This window comes from Burkholderia sp. E168m22 (assembly GCF_001319805.1).
GTDB lineage: Bacteria > Pseudomonadota > Gammaproteobacteria > Burkholderiales > Burkholderiaceae > Burkholderia > Burkholderia orbicola.
Window position 1 is genome coordinate 87928 of sequence record NZ_BBSK01000050.1, and the last position, 24816, is coordinate 112743.

Annotated in this window: 19 protein-coding genes; 14 read left to right on the forward strand and 5 right to left on the reverse strand. The window is 66.1% G+C overall.

Annotated features, from left to right (window positions below; translation table 11 throughout):
* The first annotated feature begins 47 nt into the window (after nucleotides 1–47).
* From atpB to AP428_RS14005, 9 genes are all read left to right on the forward strand, one after another.
* Nucleotides 48–899 carry a F0F1 ATP synthase subunit A gene (gene atpB / locus AP428_RS13965; protein ID WP_006477281.1) on the forward strand — a complete coding sequence of 284 codons (852 nt, stop codon included), beginning with the start codon at nucleotides 48–50 and terminating at the stop codon, nucleotides 897–899.
* A 75-nt stretch (nucleotides 900–974) separates the two neighbouring features.
* Nucleotides 975–1244, forward strand: a complete 270-nt coding sequence (gene atpE, locus AP428_RS13970; protein WP_006482730.1) for a F0F1 ATP synthase subunit C — start codon at nucleotides 975–977, stop codon at nucleotides 1242–1244.
* A gap of 129 nt (nucleotides 1245–1373) precedes the next feature.
* Nucleotides 1374–1844, forward strand: coding sequence for a F0F1 ATP synthase subunit B (locus AP428_RS13975; protein WP_006477283.1), 471 nt, complete (start codon nucleotides 1374–1376; stop codon nucleotides 1842–1844).
* A 2-nt stretch (nucleotides 1845–1846) separates the two neighbouring features.
* Nucleotides 1847–2386 carry a F0F1 ATP synthase subunit delta gene (locus tag AP428_RS13980; protein WP_006477284.1) on the forward strand — a complete coding sequence of 180 codons (540 nt, stop codon included), beginning with the start codon at nucleotides 1847–1849 and terminating at the stop codon, nucleotides 2384–2386.
* 44 nt (nucleotides 2387–2430) lie between these two features.
* Nucleotides 2431–3972 (forward strand): F0F1 ATP synthase subunit alpha, encoded by a 1542-nt coding sequence (gene atpA, locus AP428_RS13985; protein WP_006477285.1) that lies wholly within the window; start codon nucleotides 2431–2433, stop codon nucleotides 3970–3972.
* Nucleotides 3973–4041: 69 nt separating this feature from the next.
* Nucleotides 4042–4917: a F0F1 ATP synthase subunit gamma gene (gene atpG / locus AP428_RS13990; RefSeq protein ID WP_006482709.1), complete on the forward strand. Its 876-nt coding sequence runs from the start codon at nucleotides 4042–4044 to the stop codon at nucleotides 4915–4917.
* A gap of 66 nt (nucleotides 4918–4983) precedes the next feature.
* On the forward strand, nucleotides 4984–6378 hold the full coding sequence (gene atpD / locus AP428_RS13995; RefSeq protein WP_006477287.1) for a F0F1 ATP synthase subunit beta: 1395 nt from the start codon (nucleotides 4984–4986) through the stop codon (nucleotides 6376–6378).
* A gap of 120 nt (nucleotides 6379–6498) precedes the next feature.
* Nucleotides 6499–6924 carry a F0F1 ATP synthase subunit epsilon gene (locus AP428_RS14000; protein ID WP_006477288.1) on the forward strand — a complete coding sequence of 142 codons (426 nt, stop codon included), beginning with the start codon at nucleotides 6499–6501 and terminating at the stop codon, nucleotides 6922–6924.
* 252 nt (nucleotides 6925–7176) lie between these two features.
* Nucleotides 7177–8904, forward strand: a complete 1728-nt coding sequence (locus AP428_RS14005) for an AMP-binding protein (protein WP_054928208.1) — start codon at nucleotides 7177–7179, stop codon at nucleotides 8902–8904.
* Nucleotides 8905–9204: 300 nt separating this feature from the next.
* Here AP428_RS14005 and AP428_RS36715 read toward each other — a convergent pair whose 3' ends face one another.
* Nucleotides 9205–9582, reverse strand: a complete 378-nt coding sequence (locus AP428_RS36715) for a hypothetical protein (RefSeq protein ID WP_156349317.1) — start codon at nucleotides 9580–9582, stop codon at nucleotides 9205–9207.
* Between the two features lie 26 nt (nucleotides 9583–9608).
* On the reverse strand, nucleotides 9609–10421 hold the full coding sequence (locus tag AP428_RS14010; RefSeq protein WP_054928209.1) for a transporter substrate-binding domain-containing protein: 813 nt from the start codon (nucleotides 10419–10421) through the stop codon (nucleotides 9609–9611).
* 149 nt (nucleotides 10422–10570) lie between these two features.
* On the opposite strand from AP428_RS14010, the gene hemE reads away from it, so the two are divergent.
* The 4 genes from hemE to AP428_RS14030 all read left to right on the forward strand — a co-directional run bounded on the left by hemE (nucleotide 10571) and on the right by AP428_RS14030 (nucleotide 19961).
* Nucleotides 10571–11665: a uroporphyrinogen decarboxylase gene (gene hemE / locus AP428_RS14015; RefSeq protein ID WP_279608536.1), complete on the forward strand. Its 1095-nt coding sequence runs from the start codon at nucleotides 10571–10573 to the stop codon at nucleotides 11663–11665.
* Between the two features lie 451 nt (nucleotides 11666–12116).
* A complete protein-coding gene (locus AP428_RS14020) occupies nucleotides 12117–14378 on the forward strand; it encodes a primosomal protein N' (protein ID WP_054928211.1) in 2262 nt (753 codons plus the stop codon).
* A gap of 426 nt (nucleotides 14379–14804) precedes the next feature.
* Nucleotides 14805–18737, forward strand: a complete 3933-nt coding sequence (putA, locus tag AP428_RS14025) for a trifunctional transcriptional regulator/proline dehydrogenase/L-glutamate gamma-semialdehyde dehydrogenase (protein ID WP_054928212.1) — start codon at nucleotides 14805–14807, stop codon at nucleotides 18735–18737.
* Nucleotides 18738–18821: 84 nt separating this feature from the next.
* Nucleotides 18822–19961, forward strand: a complete 1140-nt coding sequence (locus tag AP428_RS14030; RefSeq protein ID WP_011546793.1) for a branched-chain amino acid ABC transporter substrate-binding protein — start codon at nucleotides 18822–18824, stop codon at nucleotides 19959–19961.
* 206 nt (nucleotides 19962–20167) lie between these two features.
* Here AP428_RS14030 and AP428_RS14035 read toward each other — a convergent pair whose 3' ends face one another.
* The 3 genes from AP428_RS14035 to AP428_RS14045 all read right to left on the reverse strand — a co-directional run bounded on the left by AP428_RS14035 (nucleotide 20168) and on the right by AP428_RS14045 (nucleotide 24008).
* Complete coding sequence (locus tag AP428_RS14035) at nucleotides 20168–20641, reverse strand: hypothetical protein (protein ID WP_226292261.1); 474 nt, start codon at nucleotides 20639–20641, stop codon at nucleotides 20168–20170.
* 156 nt (nucleotides 20642–20797) lie between these two features.
* On the reverse strand, nucleotides 20798–22306 hold the full coding sequence (locus AP428_RS14040) for a class I adenylate-forming enzyme family protein (RefSeq protein ID WP_054928213.1): 1509 nt from the start codon (nucleotides 22304–22306) through the stop codon (nucleotides 20798–20800).
* 49 nt (nucleotides 22307–22355) lie between these two features.
* Nucleotides 22356–24008 (reverse strand): acyl-CoA dehydrogenase family protein, encoded by a 1653-nt coding sequence (locus AP428_RS14045; protein ID WP_054928214.1) that lies wholly within the window; start codon nucleotides 24006–24008, stop codon nucleotides 22356–22358.
* Between the two features lie 131 nt (nucleotides 24009–24139).
* On the opposite strand from AP428_RS14045, the gene AP428_RS14050 reads away from it, so the two are divergent.
* The gene (locus AP428_RS14050) at nucleotides 24140–24808 is read left to right on the forward strand and encodes a TetR/AcrR family transcriptional regulator (RefSeq protein WP_011546789.1); all 669 of its coding nucleotides are present in this window, start codon (nucleotides 24140–24142) and stop codon (nucleotides 24806–24808) included.
* The last annotated feature ends 8 nt before the right edge of the window (nucleotides 24809–24816 follow it).

The window sequence follows — 24816 nt, forward strand, 5'->3', positions numbered from 1 at the left end:
CGGAACGGGGCAAAACGATTTTCGACAATTTGGGTGGCATTAACGATATGGCAGCTAGCGAAGGCACGCGCGGTCCGGATCCGTCCGAGTACATTGCGCACCACTTGCAGAATTTCTCCACCTCGCATCAGACGTCGATTTTCGACATTCACGTCTGGAATCTCGACACGCTGTTCTGGTCGATCGTTTGCGGCATCGTGACGATCGTCCTGCTGCGTCTGGCCGCCCGCAAGGCGACGTCGGGCGTGCCGGGCCGTTTCCAGTGCGCGATCGAGATGCTCGTCGAAATGGTCGAAGACCAGTCGAAGGCCATCGTCCACGGCAATCGTACCTTCATCGCGCCGCTCGCCCTCACGGTGTTCGTGTGGGTCGCGCTGATGAACTCCCTCGACTTCCTCCCGGTCGACCTGCCGGGCCGCGTGATCGGCCTGCTCGGTCTGTCGGACGTGATTTCCCACCATCGCATCGTCCCGACGGCCGACCTGAACGGCACGCTCGGCATCGCGCTCGGCGTGTTCGTCCTGATGATCTACTACAGCATCAAGATCAAGGGCGCGGGCGGCTTTGCGCATGAGCTGCTGTCGGCGCCGTTCGGCGGCCACCCGGCGCTGTGGATCCCGAACCTCGCGCTCAACATCGTCGAATACGTTGCAAAGACCGTTTCGCTCGGCATGCGGCTGTTCGGCAACATGTACGCGGGTGAGCTGTTGTTCCTGTTGATCGCCCTGCTCGGCAGCATGTGGAGCTTCGGTGGCGACGCAACGTTCCTCGGCTTCGTTGGTCATGTGATCGCGGGTAGCGTCTGGGCAATCTTCCACATTCTGATTGTTCTGTTGCAGGCATTCATTTTCATGATGCTGACGCTGGTGTATCTCGGCCAGGCGCACGACACGCACTAAGCGTGGCGTGCAACAAAGAGTCTTCGTTTTAGTTTTTTAAATCTCAGTTCCAAGTCTTTTCACAAAGGAGTGATCATGCAAGCTTACATCGCCAACATCCAGGGTCTGACCGCCATCGGTATCGGCATCATCATCGGCCTGGGTGCAATCGGCGCCTGTATCGGTATCGCGCTGATGGGTGGCAAGTACATCGAAGCCTGCGCACGTCAGCCGGAACTCATCAACCCGCTGCAAACGAAGATGTTCCTGCTGGCTGGTCTGATCGACGCTGCATTCCTGATCGGCGTTGGTGTCGCAATGCTGTTCGCGTTCGCGAACCCGCTCCTGTCGAAGCTCGCAGGCTAAGGTTCCTCGGAAATATGCGTCCGGCGTGAGCCGGCGCAGGGCGGAACGGAGACTTGGGGCGCTGATCGAATGCAACTCGATGAGCGCCTTACCGTTTCATTTTTCCGGAATAGCAGATAAGGAAACACCGTGAATCTCAACGCAACTCTGTTTGCGCAAATGGTCGTGTTCCTGGTCCTCGCGTGGTTCACGATGAAATTCGTGTGGCCGCCGTTGATCAACGCCCTCGACGAACGTTCGAAGAAGATCGCCGACGGCCTCGCCGCCGCGGAGAAGGGCAAGGCGGAACTCGACGCAGCGCACAAGCGCGTGGACCAGGAACTCGCGCAGGCCCGCAACGACGGCCAGCAGCGCATCGCCGACGCTGAAAAGCGTGCCCAGGCGGTCGCCGAGGAAATCAAGGCCAACGCCCAGGCTGAAGCCGCCCGCATCGTCGCCCAGGCGAAGGCGGAAGCAGAACAGCAAATCGTGAAGGCGCGCGAAGCGCTGCGTGGCGAAGTCGCCGCGCTGGCCGTGAAGGGCGCCGAGCAGATCCTGAAGCGCGAAGTCGATCAAACGGCCCACGCCCAACTGCTGAATCAACTGAAAGCCGAGCTCTGATCATGGCCGAACTTGCAACCATCGCCCGCCCTTACGCAGAAGCGCTGTTCCGCGTGGCCGAGGGCGGTGACATCGCCGCCTGGTCCACGCTCGTGCAAGAGCTGGCCCAGGTTGCGCGTCTGCCGGAAGTACTGTCGGTCGCGTCGAGCCCGAAGGTGACGCGCACGCAAGTAGCCGAGTTGCTGCTTGCTGCGGTGAAGTCGCCAGTCGCGGCCGGCGCCGAAGCGAAGAACTTCGTGCAGATGCTGGTCGACAATCATCGCATCGCGCTGCTGCCGGAAATTGCCGAGCAGTTCGAGGCGCTCAAGAACGAACGTGAAGGCGCAGCCGACGCCGAGATCGTGAGCGCGTTCCCGCTGAACGGCGCGGATCTCGACAGTCTCGTCTCGGGCCTCGAACGCAAGTTCAAGCGCAAGCTGAAACCGACGGTCGAAGTCGATTCGTCGCTGATCGGCGGCGTGCGCGTGACGGTCGGCGACGAAGTGCTCGACACCTCGGTTCGCGCGCGCCTCGCATCGATGCAGGCTGCCTTGACCGCCTGAGCGCCACGCCGGCACGCAACAGAATTGACTATCAGGAGCGAATAATGCAACTCAATCCCTCTGAGATCAGCGAGCTGATCAAGAGCCGGATCCAGGGCCTTGAAGCGAGCGCAGACGTTCGCAACCAGGGCACCGTGATCTCCGTGACCGACGGTATCGTGCGTATCCACGGCCTGTCGGACGTGATGCAGGGCGAAATGCTCGAGTTTCCGGGCAACACGTTCGGTCTCGCGCTGAACCTCGAGCGCGACTCGGTCGGCGCGGTGATTCTCGGCGAATACGAACACATCTCGGAAGGCGACATCGTCAAGACGACGGGCCGCATTCTCGAAGTCCCGGTCGGCCCGGAACTCGTCGGCCGCGTGGTCGACGCGCTCGGCAACCCGATCGACGGCAAGGGCCCGGTCAACGCGAAGCTGACCGACGCGATCGAAAAGATCGCCCCGGGCGTGATCTGGCGTAAGTCGGTGTCGCAGCCGGTGCAGACGGGCATCAAGTCGATCGACGCGATGGTGCCGATCGGCCGTGGCCAGCGTGAGCTGATCATCGGCGACCGTCAGTGCGGCAAGACCGCGGTGGCGCTCGACGCGATCATCAACCAGAAGGGCAAGGACCTGATCTGTATCTACGTCGCGATCGGCCAGAAGGCTTCGTCGATCATGAACGTGGTTCGCAAGCTCGAAGAAACGGGCGCGATGGAATACACGATCGTCGTCGCCGCTTCGGCATCGGATTCGGCTGCGATGCAGTACCTGGCACCGTACGCCGGCTGCACGATGGGCGAATACTTCCGCGACCGTGGCCAAGACGCGCTGATCATCTATGACGACTTGACCAAGCAGGCCTGGGCATACCGTCAGATCTCGCTGCTGCTGCGCCGCCCGCCGGGCCGTGAAGCGTACCCGGGCGACGTGTTCTATCTGCACTCGCGTCTGCTGGAGCGTGCGGCTCGCGTGTCGGAAGAGTACGTCGAGAAGTTCACGAACGGCGAAGTGAAGGGCAAGAGCGGCTCGCTGACGGCACTGCCGGTCATCGAAACGCAGGCTGGCGACGTGACCGCGTTCGTTCCGACGAACGTGATCTCGATTACCGACGGCCAGATCTTCCTGGAAACCGACCTGTTCAACGCAGGCATCCGCCCGGCAATCAACGCCGGCGTGTCGGTGTCGCGTGTCGGTGGCGCCGCGCAGACGAAGGTCGTGAAGAAGCTGTCGGGCGGTATCCGTACCGACCTCGCGCAGTACCGTGAACTGGCCGCATTCGCGCAGTTCGCATCGGACCTCGACGAAGCGACCCGCAAGCAGCTCGAGCGCGGCCGCCGCGTGACGGAACTGCTGAAGCAGCCGCAGTACCAGCCGCTGCAGGTCTGGGAACTGGCCGTGTCGCTGTACGCCGCGAACAACGGCTACCTCGACGATCTCGACGTCAAGCAAGTGCTGCCGTTCGAGAAGGGCCTGCGCGACAACCTGAAGACCAGCCACGCTGACCTCATCAAGCGCATCGAAGACACCAAGGATCTCTCGAAGGACGACGAAGGCGCGCTGCGCTCGGCGATCGAAGCCTTCAAGAAGTCCGGTGCCTATTGATCCGCGAGTGACACACTGAGGCCGCGCGGGTGCTGATGCGCCCGCGCCGCCTTGGTCAAGGAGCAAGCTATGGCTGGAATGAAGGAAATTCGCGGCAAGATCAAGAGCGTGCAGAACACGCGCAAGATCACGAAGGCGATGGAGATGGTGGCTGCATCGAAGATGCGTCGCGCGCAGGAACGCATGCGCGCCGCTCGTCCGTATGCAGACAAGGTCCGTGCCATCGCCGCGCACATGAGCCGTGCGAACCCCGAGTACCGTCACCCGTTCATGGTGGCGAACGACGGCGCGCAGACGGCCGGCATCATCCTCGTCACGACGGACAAGGGTCTGTGCGGTGGTCTGAACACCAACGTGCTGCGTGCGACGGTGCAGAAGTTCAAGGAGCTGGAAGAGAAGGGCCAGAAGGTCGAAGCCACCGCGATCGGCGGCAAGGGCCTCGGGTTCCTGAACCGCTTCGGCGCGAAGGTGATGTCGCAGGTCGTGCACCTCGGCGACACCCCGCACCTGGACAAGCTGATCGGCGCCGTGAAGACGCAGCTCGATCTGTACTCGGAAGGCAAGCTGTCGGCGGTTTATATCGCTTACACGCGCTTCGTCAACACGATGAAGCAGGAAGCCGTGATCGAGCAGCTGCTGCCGCTGTCGTCGGACCACTTCGAAGCCGATGACGGTACGCCGGCGACGTCGTGGGACTACATCTACGAGCCGGACGCGCAGGCAGTCGTCGACGAACTGCTCGTGCGTTACGTCGAGGCGCTGGTGTACCAGGCCGTCGCGGAAAACATGGCGTCCGAGCAATCGGCGCGCATGGTCGCGATGAAGGCCGCGTCCGACAACGCGAAGACGGTGATCAGCGAACTGCAGCTCGTATACAACAAGAGCCGTCAGGCCGCGATCACGAAAGAACTGTCGGAGATCGTCGGCGGCGCAGCCGCTGTTTAAGCGCGCGCCCGGGACGACAACTGCGCCTTTGCGCGAGTAAAGAATCAGGTATTTAAAGGAAAAGCGATGAGTACTGCTGCTTTGGTAGAAGGCAAGATCGTACAGTGCATCGGCGCCGTTATCGACGTGGAATTCCCGCGCGACAGCATGCCGAAGATCTACGACGCGCTCATTCTCGATGGCTCGGAACTGACGCTCGAAGTCCAGCAGCAGCTGGGTGACGGCGTGGTCCGTACCATTTGTCTGGGTGCATCCGACGGCCTGCGCCGCGGCCTGACCGTGAAGAACACGGCGAAGCCGATCTCGGTGCCGGTCGGCAAGCCGACCCTCGGCCGAATCATGGACGTGCTCGGCCGTCCGATCGACGAAGCCGGCCCGATCGAGAGCGACGTGACGCGTTCGATCCACCAGAAGGCACCGGCGTTCGACGAACTGTCGCCGTCGACCGAACTGCTCGAAACGGGTATCAAGGTCATCGACTTGATCTGCCCGTTCGCAAAGGGCGGCAAGGTTGGCCTGTTCGGTGGTGCAGGCGTGGGCAAGACCGTCAACATGATGGAGCTCATCAACAACATCGCGAAGGAACACGGCGGTTACTCCGTGTTCGCGGGCGTGGGCGAGCGTACCCGTGAAGGGAACGACTTCTACCACGAAATGAAGGACTCGAACGTTCTCGACAAGGTCGCGCTGGTGTACGGCCAGATGAACGAGCCGCCGGGCAACCGTCTGCGCGTCGCGCTGACCGGCCTGACGATGGCCGAGCACTTCCGTGACGAAGGCCTCGACGTGCTGTTCTTCGTCGACAACATCTACCGTTTCACGCTGGCCGGTACCGAAGTGTCGGCACTGCTCGGCCGTATGCCGTCGGCAGTGGGCTATCAGCCGACGCTGGCTGAAGAAATGGGCAAGCTGCAAGAGCGCATCACGTCGACCAAGAAGGGCTCGATTACGTCGGTTCAGGCCGTGTACGTCCCTGCGGACGACTTGACCGACCCGTCGCCGGCAACCACCTTCGGCCACCTGGACGCAACCGTCGTTCTGTCGCGTGACATCGCTTCGCTGGGTATCTACCCGGCGGTCGACCCGCTCGACTCGACGTCGCGCCAGATCGACCCGAACGTGATCGGTGAAGAGCACTACTCGATCACCCGTCGCGTTCAGCAGACGCTGCAGCGCTACAAGGAACTGCGCGACATCATCGCGATTCTGGGCATGGACGAACTGTCGCCGGAAGACAAGCTGTCGGTCGCACGTGCGCGTAAGATCCAGCGTTTCCTGTCGCAGCCGTTCCACGTCGCTGAAGTGTTCACGGGCTCGCCGGGCAAGTACGTGCCGCTGAAGGAAACGATCCGTGGCTTCAAGATGATCGTCGACGGCGAGTGCGACCACCTGCCGGAACAGGCGTTCTACATGGTCGGCACGATCGACGAAGCCTTCGAAAAGGCCAAGAAGATCCAGTAAGGGCTGAGTGAGTCGCAAGCCGGCGAGCGCCGGCCGGAACGATAAGTCAGTGATGACTTGTATTCCGGCCGCCTGCGCCGGCCGCAATACGCTCAACCCGTGGATGAGATTGGAGTCGATATGGCAACCATCAAAGTAGACGTCGTCAGCGCGGAAGAGCAGATCTTCTCGGGCGAGGCGAAATTCGTCGCGCTGCCGGGCGAAACGGGTGAGCTGGGCATTCTGCCGGGTCACACGCCGCTCATTACCCGGATTCGTCCGGGTGCGGTGCGCATCGAGGTCGAGGGCGGCAACGACGAATTCGTGTTCGTCGCAGGCGGCATTCTCGAAGTGCAGCCGGGCGCCGTGACGGTGCTCGCCGATACCGCGATCCGCGGCAAGGACCTCGACGCGGCGAAAGCCGAGGAAGCGCGCAAGCGTGCCGAGGAAACGCTGCAGAACGCGAAGTCGGATCTCGACCTCGCGAAAGCGCAATCCGAGCTCGCGACCGCGATGGCGCAGCTCGAGGCGATCCAGCGTCTGGCGAAGATCCGCAGCCGGCACTGAGCCGCGCCGCGTATCCCGCGAAAGAAAGCAGCCTTCGGGCTGCTTTTTTTTCGCCTGCATTTCGTCCATCTTTTTGCGGGCCGGATCGTATCGGCCGGTCGTGCTATTTCACCCGTCCGCCGCGATTCGATGTCAGAGTATCGTCAGCGGAGCGCGGCATCATCCGCGGTGAGGCCGGCCGTCGCGATCGTTGCGGCGGAGGCGCGCAGCAGGCGCGCGCGGCCGATCAGACAAAAACGGACGGAGACATCGATGGCAGCAGACCTTGGCAAGGGGGCGCTGATCGCGCCCGAAAACGGACTGTCGTACGTGCGCGGCGCGACCGACGTGCCGCTATCCGACGCGACGATCGGCCGGTTCCTGCTCGACACGGCCGGCCGCTTCCCCGACCGCCCGGCGGTCGTGTTCCGCGAGCAGCAGGTGCGCTGGACCTGGCGCGCGTTCGCAAACGAGGTCGATGTGCTGGCCGCGGGCCTCGCCGCGCTCGGGATCGTGAAGGGCGACTGCGTCGGCATCTGGTCACCGAACCGCAGCGAATGGCTGCTCACGCAGTTCGCGACCGCGCGAATCGGCGCGGTGCTCGTCAACATCAATCCGGCCTACCGGCTGTCGGAACTCGAATACGCGCTGAACAAGGTTGGCTGCAAGGCCGTGATCGCGGCCGAGCGCTTCAAGAGCTCCGCGTACGTCGAGATGCTGCAGACCCTCGCGCCGGAGCTCGCGACCGCGACGCCGGGCGACCTGCATGCGGCGCGCGTGCCGAAACTGCGCACGATCGTGTCGATGGGCGAGGTGGCGCCTGCCGGCATGTTCCGCTTCGCGGACCTGATGGCGCGCGGCCGCCAGGCCGTCGATCCGGCGCTGCTCGATGCGATCGGCGCGGCGCTCACGGCCAACGATCCGATCAATATCCAGTTCACGAGCGGCACGACCGGCAGCCCGAAGGGCGCGACGCTCACGCACCGCAACGTCGTCAACAACGCGCGCTCGATCGCGATGGCGATGCGTTTCACCGAACAGGATTCGCTCTGCATCCCGGTGCCGCTCTATCACTGCTTCGGGATGGTGCTGGCCGTGCTCGCCTGCGTGTCGAAGGGCGCCGCGATGGTGTTCCCCGGCGAAGCGTTCGACCCGGTGGCGACGCTCGCGGCGGTGGCCGAGGAGCGCTGCACCGCGCTGCATGGCGTGCCGACGATGTTCATCGCCGAGCTCGATCATCCGGCATTCCCGACATTCGACCTGTCGACGCTGCGCACCGGGATCATGGCCGGCTCGCCGTGCCCGATCGAGACGATGAAGCGCGTCGTGTCGCAGATGCATCTTTCCGAAATCACGATCGCGTACGGGATGACGGAGACGAGCCCCGTGTCGTTCCAGAGCTCGACCGACGATCCGCTGGAAAAGCGCACGACGACGGTCGGCCGCATCCAGCCGCATCTCGAAGTGAAGATCGTCGATCCGAGCGGCGACATCGTGCCGGTCGGCGCGACGGGCGAGCTGTGCACGAAGGGCTATTCGGTGATGCTCGGCTACTGGGACGACGACGCGAAGACGCGCGAGGTGCTGGTCGACGGCTGGATGCATACGGGCGACCTCGCGACGCTCGACACGGACGGCTACTGCAACATCGTCGGCCGCCTGAAGGACATGGTGATTCGCGGCGGCGAGAACGTCTATCCGCGCGAGATCGAGGAATTCCTGTTCCGCCATCCGAAGATCCAGAGCGCGCAGGTATTCGGTGTGCCCGATGCAAAGTACGGCGAGGAGCTGTGCGCGTGGATCGTGCTGCGTGCGGACGAGCAGATGACCGAGGACGACGTGCGCGCGTTCTGCACCGGGCAGATCGCACACTACAAGATTCCGCGCTATATCCGCTTCGTCGACGAGCTGCCGATGACGGTGACGGGCAAGGTGCAGAAGTTCGTGATGCGCGAGCGGATGATCGAGGAGCTGAAGCTCGACGTGCAGAAGACTGCGTGAAGCGGGACGGTGCGGTGCGCGAAAATGCCGGAAAAACGTGGCGGCCTGCGGGTCGCTACGTTTTCGATGGACGAAAAAAAGCGGGCTTATTAGCCCGCTAAAAACCACACGCTACGGGGTTAGCGCGAGGAGACCAAAGATGAAACCGAATCCGGCGGGGGGCCGGAAACGACTCCAACAGGGATGCCCCTCGGAAGGGCTTCGGTACGTGACCGACTGGCTCGCAGCGCTTCGCGTCCGCTCACACTTGGCACACGAGACCGCATCCGTGTTGAAACCGTTGAGGCCATTGTGGGCGAATTAATGACCCGTCGCGGTAACAAAGTGTTTCAGGTTGTAACGCCCGCCAGATAAGGCTTTCCGGGATTTTTTGCTGTTTTCGGGGGCCTGAAAAAGGTCATTTTTACCCATATTTTCCGCCGCGTTTTCAAGGTATGCGCACGATGCGTTTTTCATGCGTATCGGGCGCGATGAATTGCCGATTTTCACGCGAGAAAGTGCACGGCGCGATCGATACCGCGCATGACGATTCATTCGTCGGAAAGATTTTGAAACGTGATCGGAATGCGGGGAAGTCGGCCATTCGGCCAATTCGTCGGGTTTTGCGCCGCTGGAAGGTCCGGCGCAGCGACGGCAATGTGTAACGGCGCGCGCGGCGGCCGCGGGGTCGGTGCCCATGATCGGCCGCCGCGGCGCGGGTCAGCTTACTTCAGCCACTTGTCCGAAATCGCCTGATATTCACCGGTGGACAGCGCGAGATGCAGCCACTGGTCGACGTACTGCTGGAACGCGACATCGCCGCGCGGCACCATGTACGCCTTCTCTCCGAACTGGAACGGCTTGTCCGGATGCACCGAGCAGAGGCCCGGATTCAGCTTTTGCTGCAGCAGCGTCTCGGACGCATCCGTCACCATCACGTCGGCCTTGCCCGCGAGGATCTGCTTGAAGATCGTCACGTTGTCCGGGAAGACGGTCAGGTTCGCGTGCGTGAAGAACTGCTTCGCGAAGCGCTCGTTGGTGCCGCCCGGATTCACGATCACGCGCGTCTCGGGCCGGTCGATCTGCGCGACGGTCTGGTACTTGTCGGCATCCGCGCAGCGTACGATCGGCGTCTTGCCGTCGACGACGTACGGCTGCGTGAAGAACACGCGCTTCTGGCGCTCGAGCGTCGTCGATACGCCGCCTACCGCGATGTCGCATTTCGCGACGAAGTCGTTGGTGAGGTTCGACCAGCTCGTCTTCACGTAGTCGGTCTTCACGCCGAGCGATTTCGCGAGCGATTCCGCCATGTCGATGTCGATGCCCTCGAAGCGGCCATCCGCGCGATAGTACGAATACGGCTTGTAGTCGCCCGTCGTGCACACGCGCAGCGCGCCGCGCGCGAGCACGTCGTCGAGCCGCGAGCCGGCGGCAGCAGCGCTCGCGGGCGCCCCCGTGGTCGTGCCCTGCGCGTGCGCGGCGGCGCAGCAAAACGCGGCGGCGGCAGCGAGCGTGGCAAGCGTGGCGAATGTCTTCATCGGTCTCCTCCTTCGTTCGGTTGGATATGAGCGTCCGATCATAACGGAGCCATCGCGCGCGTCATATGGCCGCCATCGCATCGGCATGCGCAGCCCGATCGCGGCTGTCCGGTAAAATGCCGCTTTGCCTTCGCATCGTCGCTCCTACCGTGGCCCATAACCTGCTCAACGACACCTTCCTGCGTGCGCTTCTGCGCGAGCCGACCGACTACACGCCGATCTGGCTGATGCGCCAGGCCGGCCGCTACCTGCCCGAATACAACGCGACGCGCGCGCGCGCCGGCAGCTTCCTCGGCCTCGCGAAGAATCCCGACTACGCGACCGAAGTGACGTTGCAGCCGCTCGAGCGCTTTCCGCTCGACGCCGCGATCCTGTTCTCGGACATCCTGACGATTCCCGACGCGATGGGGCTCGGCCTCGACTTCCAGGTCGGCGAAGGGCCGAAGTTCGCGCATCCGGTGCGCACCGAGGCCGACGTCGCGAAGCTCGCGGTGCCGGACATCGACGAGACGCTCGGCTACGTGACGGGCGCCGTGCGCGAGATCCGCCGCGCGCTCACCGACAGCCAGGGCCGGCAGCGCGTGCCGCTGATCGGCTTCTCGGGCAGCCCGTGGACGCTCGCGTGCTACATGGTCGAAGGCGGTGGCTCGGACGATTTCCGCACGGTGAAGTCGATGGCGTATTCGCGCCCCGACCTGATGCACCGAATTCTCGACGTGAACGCGCAGGCGGTGGCCGCGTACCTGAACGCGCAGATCGAAGCGGGCGCGCAGGCCGTGATGATCTTCGATACGTGGGGCGGCGCGCTGGCCGACGGCGCGTACCAGCGCTTCTCGCTCGACTACATCCGCCGCGTGGTGTCGCAGCTCAAGCGCGAGCACGACGGCGAGCGCGTGCCGGTGATCACGTTCACGAAGGGCGGCGGGCTGTGGCTCGAGGAGATCGCGGCGACCGGCGTCGATGCGGTCGGGCTCGACTGGACGGTCAACCTCGGCGCCGCGCGCGAGCGCGTCGCGGGGCGCGTGGCGCTGCAGGGCAATCTCGACCCGACGATCCTGTTCGCACCGCCGGCCGCGGTGCGCGAACAGGCGCGCGCGGTGCTCGACAGCTACGGCAACCATCCGGGCCACGTGTTCAACCTCGGGCACGGCATCTCGCAATTCACGTCGCCCGACCACGTCGCCGAACTCGTCGACGAAGTACATACCCACAGCCGCGCGATCCGTAGCGGAGCGGCGGGCTGAACGCAAGCGCCGTCATGCTGCGCTGCGGCATGACGATGTTTCGTTTCTGAAACTAAACAGGACGCAACCCCGCTCCCGTTGCCGATTCGGTGCTTGTCAAGACTTGACTTATACACATTTTCCACGTTGCAGCGCGGTAGAGCCCCGTATCGGTCAATTTGTCTCGCTATGGTTCGGTAATTTGAATAGCAGCCTTATGGAATAAGGCTTCGCGGGACCCCTCGGCAAGCGGCGAAAAACAGCGGAAAGCGCGGCCCCGCGCGCGTTGCGGCCGTTGAGGGGCGAGTTCTCAACAAAGTTATCCACAGGCTGGGCAGGGTATACGGCGATTCCTAATGCGAATCCAAAACTTAGCGCCGAATCTGAAGTTTTACTTTAAGTTCGCCGTCACGATGCGGCCGCGGATGCTGGCCGTCCGTCGCCTGCGTGCCGCTGTTGCCGGAGCGTGTGGATGAGCGGTACCTACCTGCGCGTGGCGCTCGACCATCCGCTCGCGACCCTGTTCGACTACCGCTGCGACGTGCAGCCGGCGCCCGTGCCCGGCACGCTCGTGCAGGTGCCGTTCGGCAAGCGGCAGGCCGTGGGGCTCGTTTGCGAAGTCACCACTCACACCGATGTCCCGCCGTCGCGGCTGCGTGCGGTCGACGCGATCTGTGCGGAACTGCCGCCGCTGTCGGCGGACTGGCTCGCGCTCGTGTCGTTCGCCGCTGACTATTATCAGCGCGGGCGCGGCGAAGTCGCGTTGCCGGCGCTGCCGCAGGCGCTGCGGGACGCCGGGCGCTGGGGGCGGCTGCTCGCGCCGGAAGTGCGCTACCGGCCGACCGAAGCCGGCCGCGCGGCGCTGCCCGATGCGTTGCCCGCGCGCGGCGCTGCGCTGCGCCGGCTCGCGCAGGCGCTGGTCGATACCGGCTCGCTAACGCTGCCGGACGCGCGCGCGCTGCATCCGAAGGCGGCCGCGACGCTCGACGACTGGGCGGCGCGCGGCTGGGTGGACGTGGAGGAGATCGGCTGGGCCGATGCGTCTGTGGCCAACCCTGTGGATAACCTGTCGACAAGCAGTGGACGCGCTGTGCCGCCGGCGTTGACGGACCAGCAGGCCGAGGCGCTCGACGCGATTCGCGCGGCGCAAGGCTTCGCGCCGTTCCTGCTGCACGGCGTGACGGGCAGTGGCAAGACCGAGGTCTATCTGCATGCGCTTGCGTCGCTGCTCGACGCGCGGCCGGACGCGCAGGCGCTCGTGCTCGTGCCCGAAATCAACCTGACGCCGCAGTTCGAGGCCGCGTTTCGCGCGCGCTTCGCGGGCGCGCTCGCCGACGACGCGATCGTCACGCTGCACAGCGGGCTCGCCGAAGGCGAACGGGCGCGCAACTGGCTCGCCGCGCACACGGGCCGCGCGCGAATCGTGCTCGGCACGCGCCTCGCGGTGCTCGCGTCGATGCCGACGCTCGCGCTGATCGTCGTCGACGAGGAGCACGAGCCCGCGTACAAGCAGCAGGAAGGGCTGCGCTATTCGGCCCGCGACCTGGCCGTGTGGCGCGCGAAGCAGCTCGGCATCACCGTCGTGCTCGGCTCGGCCACGCCGTCGCTCGAAAGCTGGTGGCAGGCCGAGCAGGGGCGCTACACGCGGCTCACGCTGTCGCGTCGCGCGGTGGCCGACGCGACGCTGCCGACCGTGCGGCTGATCGATCTCGAAGAGGAACGGCGGCGCGGTCGCGCGTCGATGGGCGGGCTGTCGGGGCCGCTCGTCGCGGCGCTGAAGGCGCGGCTCGAACGCGGCGAACAGAGTCTCGTGTTCCTGAACCGGCGCGGTTACGCGCCCCAGCTCGCGTGCGACGCATGCGGCTGGGTGGCCGGCTGCCCGCGTTGCAGCGCGTACGTCGTGCTGCACAAGCCCGAGCATGCGCTGCGCTGCCATCACTGCGGCTGGGAAGCGCGCATTCCGCGTTCGTGCCCCGAGTGCGGAAACGTCGACATCGCGCCGCTCGGGCGCGGCACGCAGCGCATCGAGGAGGCGCTCGCCGAGGCCGTGCCGGGCGCGCGGATTCTGCGGATCGATGCCGACAGCACGCGCCGCAAGGGCAGCGCACAGGCGCTTTTTTCCGACGTGCACGCGGGCGAAGTCGACATCCTGATCGGCACGCAGATGATCGCGAAAGGGCACGACTTCCAGCGTGTGTCGCTCGTCGGCGTGCTCAATGCCGATACCGCGCTGTTCTCGCACGACTTCCGCGCGAGCGAGAGGCTGTTCGCGCAGCTGATGCAGGTGAGCGGCCGCGCGGGGCGCGCCGGACTGCCGGGCGAGGTGATGGTGCAGACGCGCTACCCGCGTCACGCGCTGTATCACGCGCTCGGGCGGCAGGACTACGTGGGCTTCGCGAATTCGACGCTCGCCGAGCGCCGCGACGCGCACCTGCCGCCGTTCGTCTACCAGGCGCTGCTGCGCGCCGAAGGGCGCACGCTCGACGCGGCGCTCGCGTTCCTGCTGCAGGCCGCGGCCGCGTTGCCCGGGCTGCCGGGCGCCGATCGCGTGACCGTGTACGACGCGGTGCCGATGACGATCGTCAAGGTCGCGAATGTCCACCGTGCGCAGCTGCTGCTCGAAAGCGCGTCGCGGGCGGCGCTGCAGCACGCGCTGCGCGCATGGCAGCCGGAACTGCGCGCGCTGAAGGGCGTGCTGCGGTGGAGCGTCGAGGTCGATCCGCTGGATATCTGAGCGGCGCCGGCGCGGCCGTCGCGCGGCGTTGCGGGATATCCGGCACCCGGGCTGCCGCCGGGTACCCGAACCCTCGTCCGCCGCATTGCCCGACCCGAACACCTGGGCGCCAGTGCCCAATCCCCTCCGTCGCCTACCCGACACCGGCACCGCGCCGCGTCCCACCCCAGTGCAACCCGTTTCCGGCCGCGTCCGCGCAGGCGAAAGGTTGCACACGCGTGTCGAATCGTCTCGATCAGGGAAAACACCGATCCTCGGACCACGGGCAACCCCTAGGTTGCAACCACATAAGTGGCTGATTATATTGACTAACTTATGGGTGCAACCTATCTCTCAATTTGGTTGCACCTTTTTATTGCGTGCCGTAGGATTTCGCGCATCCTCTTACACCACATTGCCGGGCTCGCACCGGCGCACGAACCCACCATGGCAAGCACGACTCTCGGCGTCAAAGTCGACGACCTTCTCCGCTCGCGCCTGAAAGACGCGGCGGCGCGTCTCGAGCGCACTCCCCACTGGCTGATCAAGCAGGCGATCTTCGCGTATCTCGAGCGGATCGAGCACGGCCAGCTGCCGCCCGAGCTGTCGGGCCACAGCGGCGTGACGGAGCTCGCCGATGGTCAGGCCACGGACGGCGACGACGACAACTCGCCGCATCCGTTCCTCGAGTTCGCGCAGAACGTGCAGCCGCAATCGGTGCTGCGCGCGGCGATCACGGCTGCGTACCGCCGTCCGGAGCCGGAGTGCGTGCCGTTCCTGCTCGGCCAGGCGCGCCTGCCCGCGAACCTGCAGGCGGACGTGCAGGCGCTCGCGACGAAGCTGGTCGAGGCGCTGCGCGAGAAGAGCTCGGGCGGCGGCGTCGAGGGGCTGATCCACGAGTTCTCGCTGTCGAGCCAGGAAGGCGTCGCGCTGATGTGCCTCGCCGAAGCGCTGCTGCGCATTCCCGATCGCGCGACGCGCGATGCGCTGATCCGCGACAAGATCAGCAAGGGCGACTGGCGCTCGCACGTCGGCCACGCGCCGTCGCTGTTCGTGAACGCGGCGACCTGGGGGCTGATGATCACCGGCAAGCTCGTGACGACCAACAGCGAAGCGGGCCTGTCGTCGGCGCTCACGCGCCTGATCGGCCGCGGCGGCGAGCCGCTGATCCGCAAGGGCGTCGACATGGCGATGCGCCTGATGGGCGAGCAGTTCGTCACCGGCGAAACGATTTCCGAAGCGCTCGCGAACAGCCGCAAGTACGAAGCGCGCGGCTTCCGCTACTCGTACGACATGCTCGGCGAAGCGGCGACGACCGAAGAGGACGCACAGCGCTACTACGCGTCGTACGAACAGGCGATCCACGCGATCGGCAAGGCGGCCGGCGGCCGCGGCATCTACGAAGGCCCGGGCATCTCGATCAAGCTGTCGGCGCTGCATGCGCGCTACTCGCGTTCGCAGCAGGACCGCACGATGAGCGAGCTGCTGCCGCGCGTGCGCGCACTCGCGCTGCTCGCGCGCCGCTACGACATCGGCCTGAACATCGACGCGGAAGAGGCCGACCGTCTCGAACTGTCGCTCGACCTGCTCGAGGCGCTGTGCTTCGATCCGGAGCTCGCGGGCTGGAACGGCATCGGCTTCGTCGTGCAGGGCTACCAGAAGCGCTGCCCGTTCGTGATCGACTACCTGATCGATCTCGCGCGCCGCAGCCGTCACCGCCTGATGATCCGCCTCGTGAAGGGCGCGTACTGGGACAGCGAGATCAAGCGGGCGCAGGTCGACGGCCTCGAAGGCTATCCGGTCTACACGCGCAAGATCTACACCGACGTGTCGTACCTCGCGTGCGCGAAGAAGCTGCTCGGAGCGCCGGACGCCGTCTACCCGCAATTCGCGACGCACAACGCGCACACGCTGGCCGCGATCTATCACCTGGCCGGCCAGAACTACTACCCGGGCCAGTACGAATTCCAGTGCCTGCACGGGATGGGCGAGCCGCTGTACGAGGAAGTCACGGGCCGCGACAAGCTGAATCGTCCGTGCCGCGTGTACGCGCCGGTCGGCACGCACGAGACGCTGCTCGCGTATCTCGTGCGCCGTTTGCTGGAAAACGGCGCGAACACGTCGTTCGTGAACCGCATTGCGGATAAAACCGTGCCGGTGAAGGAGCTGGTCGCCGATCCGGTCGACGAAGCGTCGAAGGTCGTCCCGCTCGGCGCGCCGCACGCGAAGATTCCGCTGCCGCGCAACCTGTACGGCGACGAGCGCCCCAACTCGATGGGCCTCGACCTGTCGAACGAACACCGTCTCGCGTCGCTGTCGTCCGCGCTGCTCGCGAGTGCGCACCATCCATGGCGCGCGGCGCCGATGCTCGCCGACGACGCGCTCGCCGACGCCCCGGCGCGCGACGTGCGTAACCCGGCCGACCAGCGCGACGTGGTCGGCACGGTCAGCGAAGCGACGTCCGAGCACGTGAGCGCGGCGCTCGCGCACGCGGTGGCCGCCGCGCCGATCTGGCAGGCGACGCCGGTCGACGCACGCGCCGATTGCCTGGTGCGCGCCGCTGACCTCCTCGAAGCGCAGATGCACACGCTGATGGGCCTGATCGTGCGCGAAGCTGGCAAGTCGCTGCCGAACGCGATCGCCGAAATCCGCGAAGCGGTTGACTTCCTGCGCTATTACGCGGCGCAGATCCGCGGCGAATTCTCGAACGACACGCACCGCCCGCTCGGCCCCGTGGTCTGTATCAGCCCGTGGAACTTCCCGCTCGCGATCTTCATGGGCCAGGTGGCCGCGGCGCTCGCCGCCGGCAACACGGTGCTCGCGAAGCCGGCCGAACAGACGCCGCTGATCGCCGCGCAAGCGGTGCGCCTCTTGCGCGAGGCCGGCGTGCCGGCCGGCGCGGTGCAACTGCTGCCGGGCACCGGCGAGACCGTCGGCGCGGCGCTGGTCGCCGATCCGCGCACGCGTGCGGTGATGTTCACCGGCTCGACCGAAGTCGCGCGCCTGATCAACAAGACGCTTGCCGCGCGCCTCGACCCGGACGGCAAGCCGATTCCGCTGATCGCCGAAACGGGCGGCCAGAACGCGATGATCGTCGACTCGTCGGCGCTCGCGGAGCAGGTCGTCGCGGACGTGATGCAGTCGTCGTTCGACTCGGCTGGTCAACGGTGTTCGGCGCTGCGCGTTCTGTGTCTGCAGGACGACGTCGCGGACCGCACGCTGACGATGCTCAAGGGCGCGATGCACGAGCTGGCGCTCGGCAACCCGGACCGGCTGTCGACCGACGTCGGCCCGGTGATCGACGCCGAGGCGAAGCAGACGATCGACACGCACGTCGCGGCGATGAAGGACAAGGGCCACGCGGTCACGCAACTGCCGATGCCCGACGCGTGCGCGCACGGCACGTTCGTGCCGCCGACGCTGATCGAGATCGGCAGCATCGACGAGCTGAAGCGTGAAGTGTTCGGCCCCGTGCTGCACGTGGTGCGCTACCGCCGCAGCCAGCTCGACAAGCTGCTCGAGCAGATCCGCGCGACCGGCTACGGGCTGACGCTCGGCATTCACACGCGGATCGACGAGACGATCGCGCACGTGATCTCGAATGCGCACGTGGGCAACATCTACGTGAACCGCAACGTGATCGGCGCGGTGGTCGGCGTGCAGCCGTTCGGCGGCGAAGGGCTGTCGGGCACGGGCCCGAAGGCCGGCGGCGCGCTGTACCTGCAGCGCCTGCTCGCGACGCGTCCGTCGGGCCTGCCGCGCGCGCTCGCGCAGTCGCTGGTGGCGGACGGCGCGACCGAAAGCGATGCGCGCGGCAACCCGGCGGCGGCGCTCACGATGCTGCGCGACTGGCTGATCGAGCAGCGCGAGCCGGCGCTGGCCGCGCGTTGCGACGGCTACCTCGCGCAGGTGCCGGCCGGCGCGACCGCGGTGCTGAGCGGCCCGACGGGCGAGCGAAACACGTATACACTCGGCCCGCGCGGCACGGTGCTGTGTGTCGCGGCGACGCCGGGCGGCGCGCGTGCGCAGTTCGCGGCGGTGCTGGCGACGGGCAACCGTGCGTTGTTCGCCGGCGCGGCGGGCGAGGCGCTGGTCGCCGCGCTGCCGCCGTCGCTGAAGGCGCACGCGGCCGTGCGCAAGCAGGCCGACGCGCCGTTCGACGCGGTGCTGTTCGAAGGCGACAGCGACGAACTGCAGACGCTCGTGAAGGACGTCGCGCAGCGGCCGGGCCCGATCGTGTCGGTGCAGGGCGTGTCGGCGGGCGCGTTCGAGAACGGCGATGCGGAAGACTACGCGCTCGAGCGGCTGCTGACGGAACGCTCGGTGAGCGTGAATACGGCCGCGGCGGGCGGCAATGCGAATTTGATGACGATCGGCTGATCATCCTTGCCGTTCGGATCAAACAAAGGAAGCGGCCAGGCGATCCCGAAGCCGCTTCATTTACCCTGGTACCAAGGAGATGCTATGCAACACACGATGAAAAAGGTGGCAGGCGCGACGTTCGTCGCGGTCATGTCGCTGGCGGGGACGGCTCATGCGGATGACGTGAAGATTGGTTACGCAGGGCCGATGACGGGCGCGCAGGCGCACTACGGCAAGGATATGCAGAACGGGATCGTGCTCGCGCTGGAAGACTTCAACGCGACGAACCCGAAGATCGGCGGCAAGGCCGTGAAGTTCGTGCTCGACACGCAGGACGACCAGGCTGACCCGCGCACGGGTACGACGGTTGCGCAGAAGCTGGTCGACGACGGCATCAAGGGCATGCTCGGCCACTTCAACTCGGGCACGACGATTCCGGCTTCGCGCATCTACGCGAACGCGGGCATTCCGGAAATCGCGATGGCGACGGCGCCGGAATACACGCAGCAGGGTTACAAGACGACCTTCCGCATGATGACGTCCGACACGCAGCAGGGCTCGGTGGCCGGCACGTTCGCGTCGAAGGATCTCGGCATGAAGAAGATCGCGATCGTCGACGACCGCACGGCCTACGGCCAGGGTCTCGCCGACCAGTTCGAGAAGGCCGCGAAGGCCGGCGGCGCGACGATCGTCGACCGCGAATTCACGAACGACAAGGCCGTCGACTTCAAGGCGATTCTCACGAAGCTGAAGGCAGCGAAGCCGGACCTCGTCTACTACGGCGGCGCGGATTCGCAGGCAGCGCCGATGGTCAAGCAAATGAAGACGCTCGGCATCACCGCCCCGCTGATGAGCGGCGAAATGGTGAAGACGCCGACGTTCCTGAAGATCGCGGGCAACGCGGCCGAAGGCACGATCGCATCGCTGGCCGGCCTGCCGCTGGAAGAAATGCCGGGCGGCAAGGCTTACGCCGACAAGTACAAGAAGCGTTTCGGCGAAGACGTGCAGACGTACTCGCCGTACGCGTACGACGGCGCGATGGCGATGCTGAACGCGATGAAGAAGGCCGATTCGACCGATCCGGCGAAGTACCTGCCGGTGCTCGCGAAGACCGACATGGCCGGTGTGACGTCGACGCACGTCGCGTACGACGCGAAGGGCGACCTGAAGAACGGCGGCATCACGATGTACAAGGTCGAGAAGGGCGACTGGAAGCCGCTGAAGAGCATCGGCGGCAAGTAAGCAGCATGATGTGATGTGACGCGCGGGCGGCGGTGTAACGCGTCGCCCCGCGCCTCATGTAAAAAGCCACCGGACCGACGGGTCCGGTGGCTTTTTCTTTGGTGGGACACGGCCGACAGGACATAGGAATCTTGCTGGCAGTGGTGCAACAGGGGCGCCGCATGCGGACGTCGATACCGCATCACCGTGATGGCGGCCGGATGACGTTACTTGCCGTCGCAGCACTTGTTAGGGCAATCGGGCAGGAAGGAAATTTCCACACGCCGCCCATTGTCGACGTCGCCATGCGAATAGACGCGGACGCTCTTCTTGATGGTGCCGCGTAAAAAACCGAGTTGCTCCAACAGCGCATACGCGGTTTGCAATCTTGATTGCGCAAGGGCCAGTGCTTCCGGTTCACTTTCCTCGGCATGGCCGCTGATCAGCGTTGTTTCCTTGGTCAGGTGATTCGCGTAATTGAGTTTTTGGTCGATTGTCCATTTTGCAATGCGGACGATTTCGGCGTTCGAGATGTGCGAGCTATCTCTCGAAAAGTAGATGTCGAAGTTCTCGCTGGCGATGCATGCGAATACCGGACTAGATGTGATCAGGTATAGGCTAACAATAAATTTAGGCATGTAAATTACGTGTCCTGCAATGCTGTCGGCATTGTTGATTGCTGGTCGACGTTGCTCAACCACGGCCGTGTCTCGGTAAACGGAATGTCCTGCCCCGAGACGCTATTCCAGATAAGAACCGTTGATCAATCGGACAAGTATGATTCGTTATCCGTAATTTATTGTTCAAGGAGGGTACGAGTGCGCGAGTTACACGTGCGCTGACTCAATCCCGGATACTCAGTCCCCCCGCACCCGCAGCAGAAACTTCTGCAACTTACCGGTCGGCGTGCGCGGCAACGCCTGCGCGAACGTGAACTCGCGCGGAATCTTGTACGCGGCGAGTCGCTCGCCGCAGAACGTGCGCAGCGCATCCGCATCGCGCGCCGCGTTCGCGCGCAGCACGACGTGTGCGACGACCGTTTCGCCCCAGTCCGGATGCGGCACGCCGACGACGGCCGCCTCGGCGATGTCCGGGTGCGCGCCGAGCACGTCCTCCACCTCCTTCGAATAGACGTTCTCGCCGCCGGTGACGATCATGTCCTTCAGCCGGTCGACGATGAACAGGTAGCCGTCCTGATCGATCCGCGCGATGTCGCCGGTGCGATACCAGCCGTCCGGCGCGAACGCGGCGCGCGTCGCGGCCGCGTCGTCGAGATAGCCGAGCATCATGCAATCGGTCTTCAGCCAGATCTCGCCGGTCTCGCCCGGCTGCGCATCGACGCCGTCCATCCGCACGACCCGCAGGTCGACGCCCGGGCCGCCCTGGCGGCCGATCGAGCCGGCCTTCGCGATCTGCTCGTCCGGATACAGCGTCGTGCCGGCCGGGCCGGTTTCCGTCATCCCGTACACCTGGAAGAACGCGTGGCTGCGATACGCTTGCGCGAGCCGTTCGGCCTGCGTGGCGCCGATCGGGCCGCCGCCGTACAGCCACGCGCGCACGCTCGACAGGTCGAATGCCGCGAAGCCGTCGATCGTGTCGAGCGGCAGCGTATACGACACCGGCGCACCGAAATACAGCGTCACGCGTTCGCGCTCGACGGTCTGCAGGAAGCGCAGCGGATGGTATTCGCGCAGCAGCACGACGGTGCCGCCCGCGACCAGCGTGCCGCCGAACCAGTTGTTCAGCGGCGACGAATGCCAGATCGGCATCGCCATCAGCGTGCGCTCGTTGCGGCCGATCCCCGTCGCGAGCGCCGCCTGCATCGCCGCGAGCGTCACCGTGCGATGACTGTGCACGCAACCCTTCGGGCGGCCGGTCGTGCCGGACGTGTAGAGGATTTGCGCGACGTCGTCGTCGGCCGGCTCGATGCCCGGGAGGCCGTCCATCGTCGCGCACATCGCGTCGAAATTCGGCACGCCGTCGAGTTCGCCCTCGGTCACGAGCCGCCGCGCCGGATGCACGATCCGCTCGACCACCGGCGCGAGCGCCACGTCGAACAGCAGCGCGGTGCTGCCGCTGTGTTCGAGCACGTAGTCGACTTCCGGCGCCTGCAGCTTGTGGTTGATCGGCACGAACGCCGCGCCGAGCCGCCATGCGCCGAACATCAGATCGACGAAAGCCGGCGTGTTGAAGCACATCGCGGCGACACGGTCGCCGGCCGCGACGCCGAGCGCGCTCAGCACGGCCGCCGCGCGGTGCGAACGCTCGCGCGCGGCCGCATACGTGATCGTCGCGGATTCGCTGACGAGGAACGGCTTGTCGGGCGTCGCACGGGCGGCGCGGTCGAGGGCGGCGACGAGGTTCATCGAGGCTCCGGGCGGGCGAACGAATGCGATTTGGGTGAACGGGCCGGCGTCAGGCCGGGTACGCGCGCTGCAGCAGCGCGGCGACGTCGATCGCGTGCGGATCGAAGCCGCCCGCGATGCGGCCCCAGTCGGAGGCGCCGAGCCGCGTCGCGACGAACGCGTCGGCGACGACCGCCGGCGCATCGCGGCGCAGCAGGCACGCCTGCGCGACGACCGCGAGCCGTTGCGCGAACACGCGGCCCGACGCTTCGAGCGTGTCGGCCGGGGCGGCGAGCATCGCGCGCAATCCGTCGAGCGCGGCACGAATGCGCGGTTCGCCCGCGCCGAGGTCGGCCAGTTCGTCGAATAGCGCGGCGGCCGCGTCGGGCTCGCGCGATACGGCACGCAGCACGTCGAGGCACATCACGTTGCCCGAGCCTTCCCAGATCGAGTTGACGGGCGCCTCGCGGAACAGGCGCGCGATCGGGCCGTCGTCGACGTAACCGTTGCCGCCGAACACTTCCATCACCTCGCCGGTCAGCTCGACCGCGCGCTTGCAGACCCAGAATTTCGCGGCGGGCGTGACGATCCGTTTCCATGCGCGTTCGCGCGGCGAGTCGTCGCGTTCGAACGCATCGGCGAGCCGCATCGCGAGCGACAGCGCCGCTTCGCTCTCCAGCGCGAGATCGGCGAGCACGGTGCGCATCAGCGGCTGCTCGGCGAGCGCACGGCCGAACGCATGGCGCTGGCGCGTGTATGCGATCGCCTGCACGACGCCCTGGCGCAGCATCGCCGCACTGCCGAGCACGCAGTTCAGCCGCGTGTAGGTAGCCATCTCGATGATGGTGGGAATGCCGCGGCCTTCGTCGCCGAGCATGATGCCCCACGCGTCGTTCAGCTCGATCTCGCTGCTCGAGTTGCTGCGGTTGCCGACCTTGTTCTTCAGCCGCTGGATCTCGACCGCGTTCTTCGTGCCGTCCGGCCGCCAGCGCGGCACGTAGAAGCACGACGGGCTGCCGGCCTCGGTGCGCGCGACGACCAGGTGCGCGTCGCACATCGGCGCGGAGAAGAACCACTTGTGGCCGCGCAGCCGGTATTCGCCGCCGCGCCCGCCCGCGCCGACCGGCGTGGCGAGCGTCGTGTTCGCACGCACGTCGGAGCCGCCCTGTTTCTCGGTCATGCCCATGCCGAACCAGATCGCGCGCTTGTCGGCGACCGGCACGTCGCGCGGATCGTAGTCGTCGCTGTAGAGCTTGTCGCGCAGCAGGTCCCACAGCGCGGGCTCCTTCTGAAGCACGGGGATCGCGGCCTGCGTCATCGTGGCCGGGCACAGCGTGCCGGCCTCGATCTGGCCATGCAGGTAGAAGCCGGCGGCCGTCGCGGCCCAGCGGCCGCGGCGCGACTCGCGGAACGCGAGCGACACGAAGCCTTCGTGACGATACTGGCCAAGCAGCGTGTGCCAGGCGGGATGGAAGTCGACGCGGTCGATGCGCCGGCCGCGCCGGTCGAACGCGTGCAGTTCCGGCGTGTGCTGGTTCGCTTCGTCGGCGAGTTGCGCGGTGTCGGCGCTGCCGAGCCGCGCGCCGTACGCGTCGAGCTGTGGCACGGCCCAGTCGGCGCCGGCCCGGGCGAGCGCGTCGCGCAGCGCGAGATCCGTCGCGAAGAGGTTATAGTCGACGAGTTCGTCGAACTGGTTCGTGACGGCGTGAGTCGAGTCGGTCATCGCGGTTGTCTCCGGTTTGTCTCCGGTCTCATGCTTCGCGGTCAGCCGGCATCATGCCGCGCGGAGGGCGCTTTGCCGCGGATGCCGGCTTCCGGTAAAACGTATTCCCTGCTGAATTCAGAGTAGCAAATATGCCGCCGCGACATGTTCAGGTTCCGGCGCCGCCCGGCTCACCGGCGGCGCAACCCGCGCCCGCGTTGCGCCGCCGGCCGCGCCAGTCGCGTGCGCAGGCGAGTTCCGACGCGCTGCAACAGGCGTTCGTTCAGCTTTTGCTCGAACGCGGCTACGCGAAGGCGACGATCCGCGAGATCGCGGCCGTCGCGGGCGTCAGCATCGGCACCTTCTACGAGTATTTCGGCGACAAGCAGAGCCTCGCGGCGCTCTGCATCCACCGCCGCGTGCTGGCGCTGGCCGACCGGCTGCGCGACACGGTGCAGCGGTTGCGCGGTGCGCCGCGGGCCGAACTCGCCGTCGCGCTGGTCGACCTCCAGGTCGATACGATCGCCGCCGACGCGGCGCTGTGGGGCGCGCTGCTCGCACTGGAGCGGCAGGTGTCGCCGCTCGCCGCCTATCGCCGGCATTACGACGCCTATGTCGCGCTGTGGCGCGACGCGCTGGCCCAAGCGGCCGACCCGCCGCCGGCCGCAAGGCTCGACGGGCTCGCGCGGATGGCCCACACGATCTGCTATGGCGGCCTGTCGCAGGCGCTGCTGACGCTCGGGCCGGCGCTCGATTTCGCCGCGCAGCGCCGTGAGCTGCGGGCCGTGCTGCTCGCGTACCTCGCGGCCGCGGACGCGTAGCTTTCCTC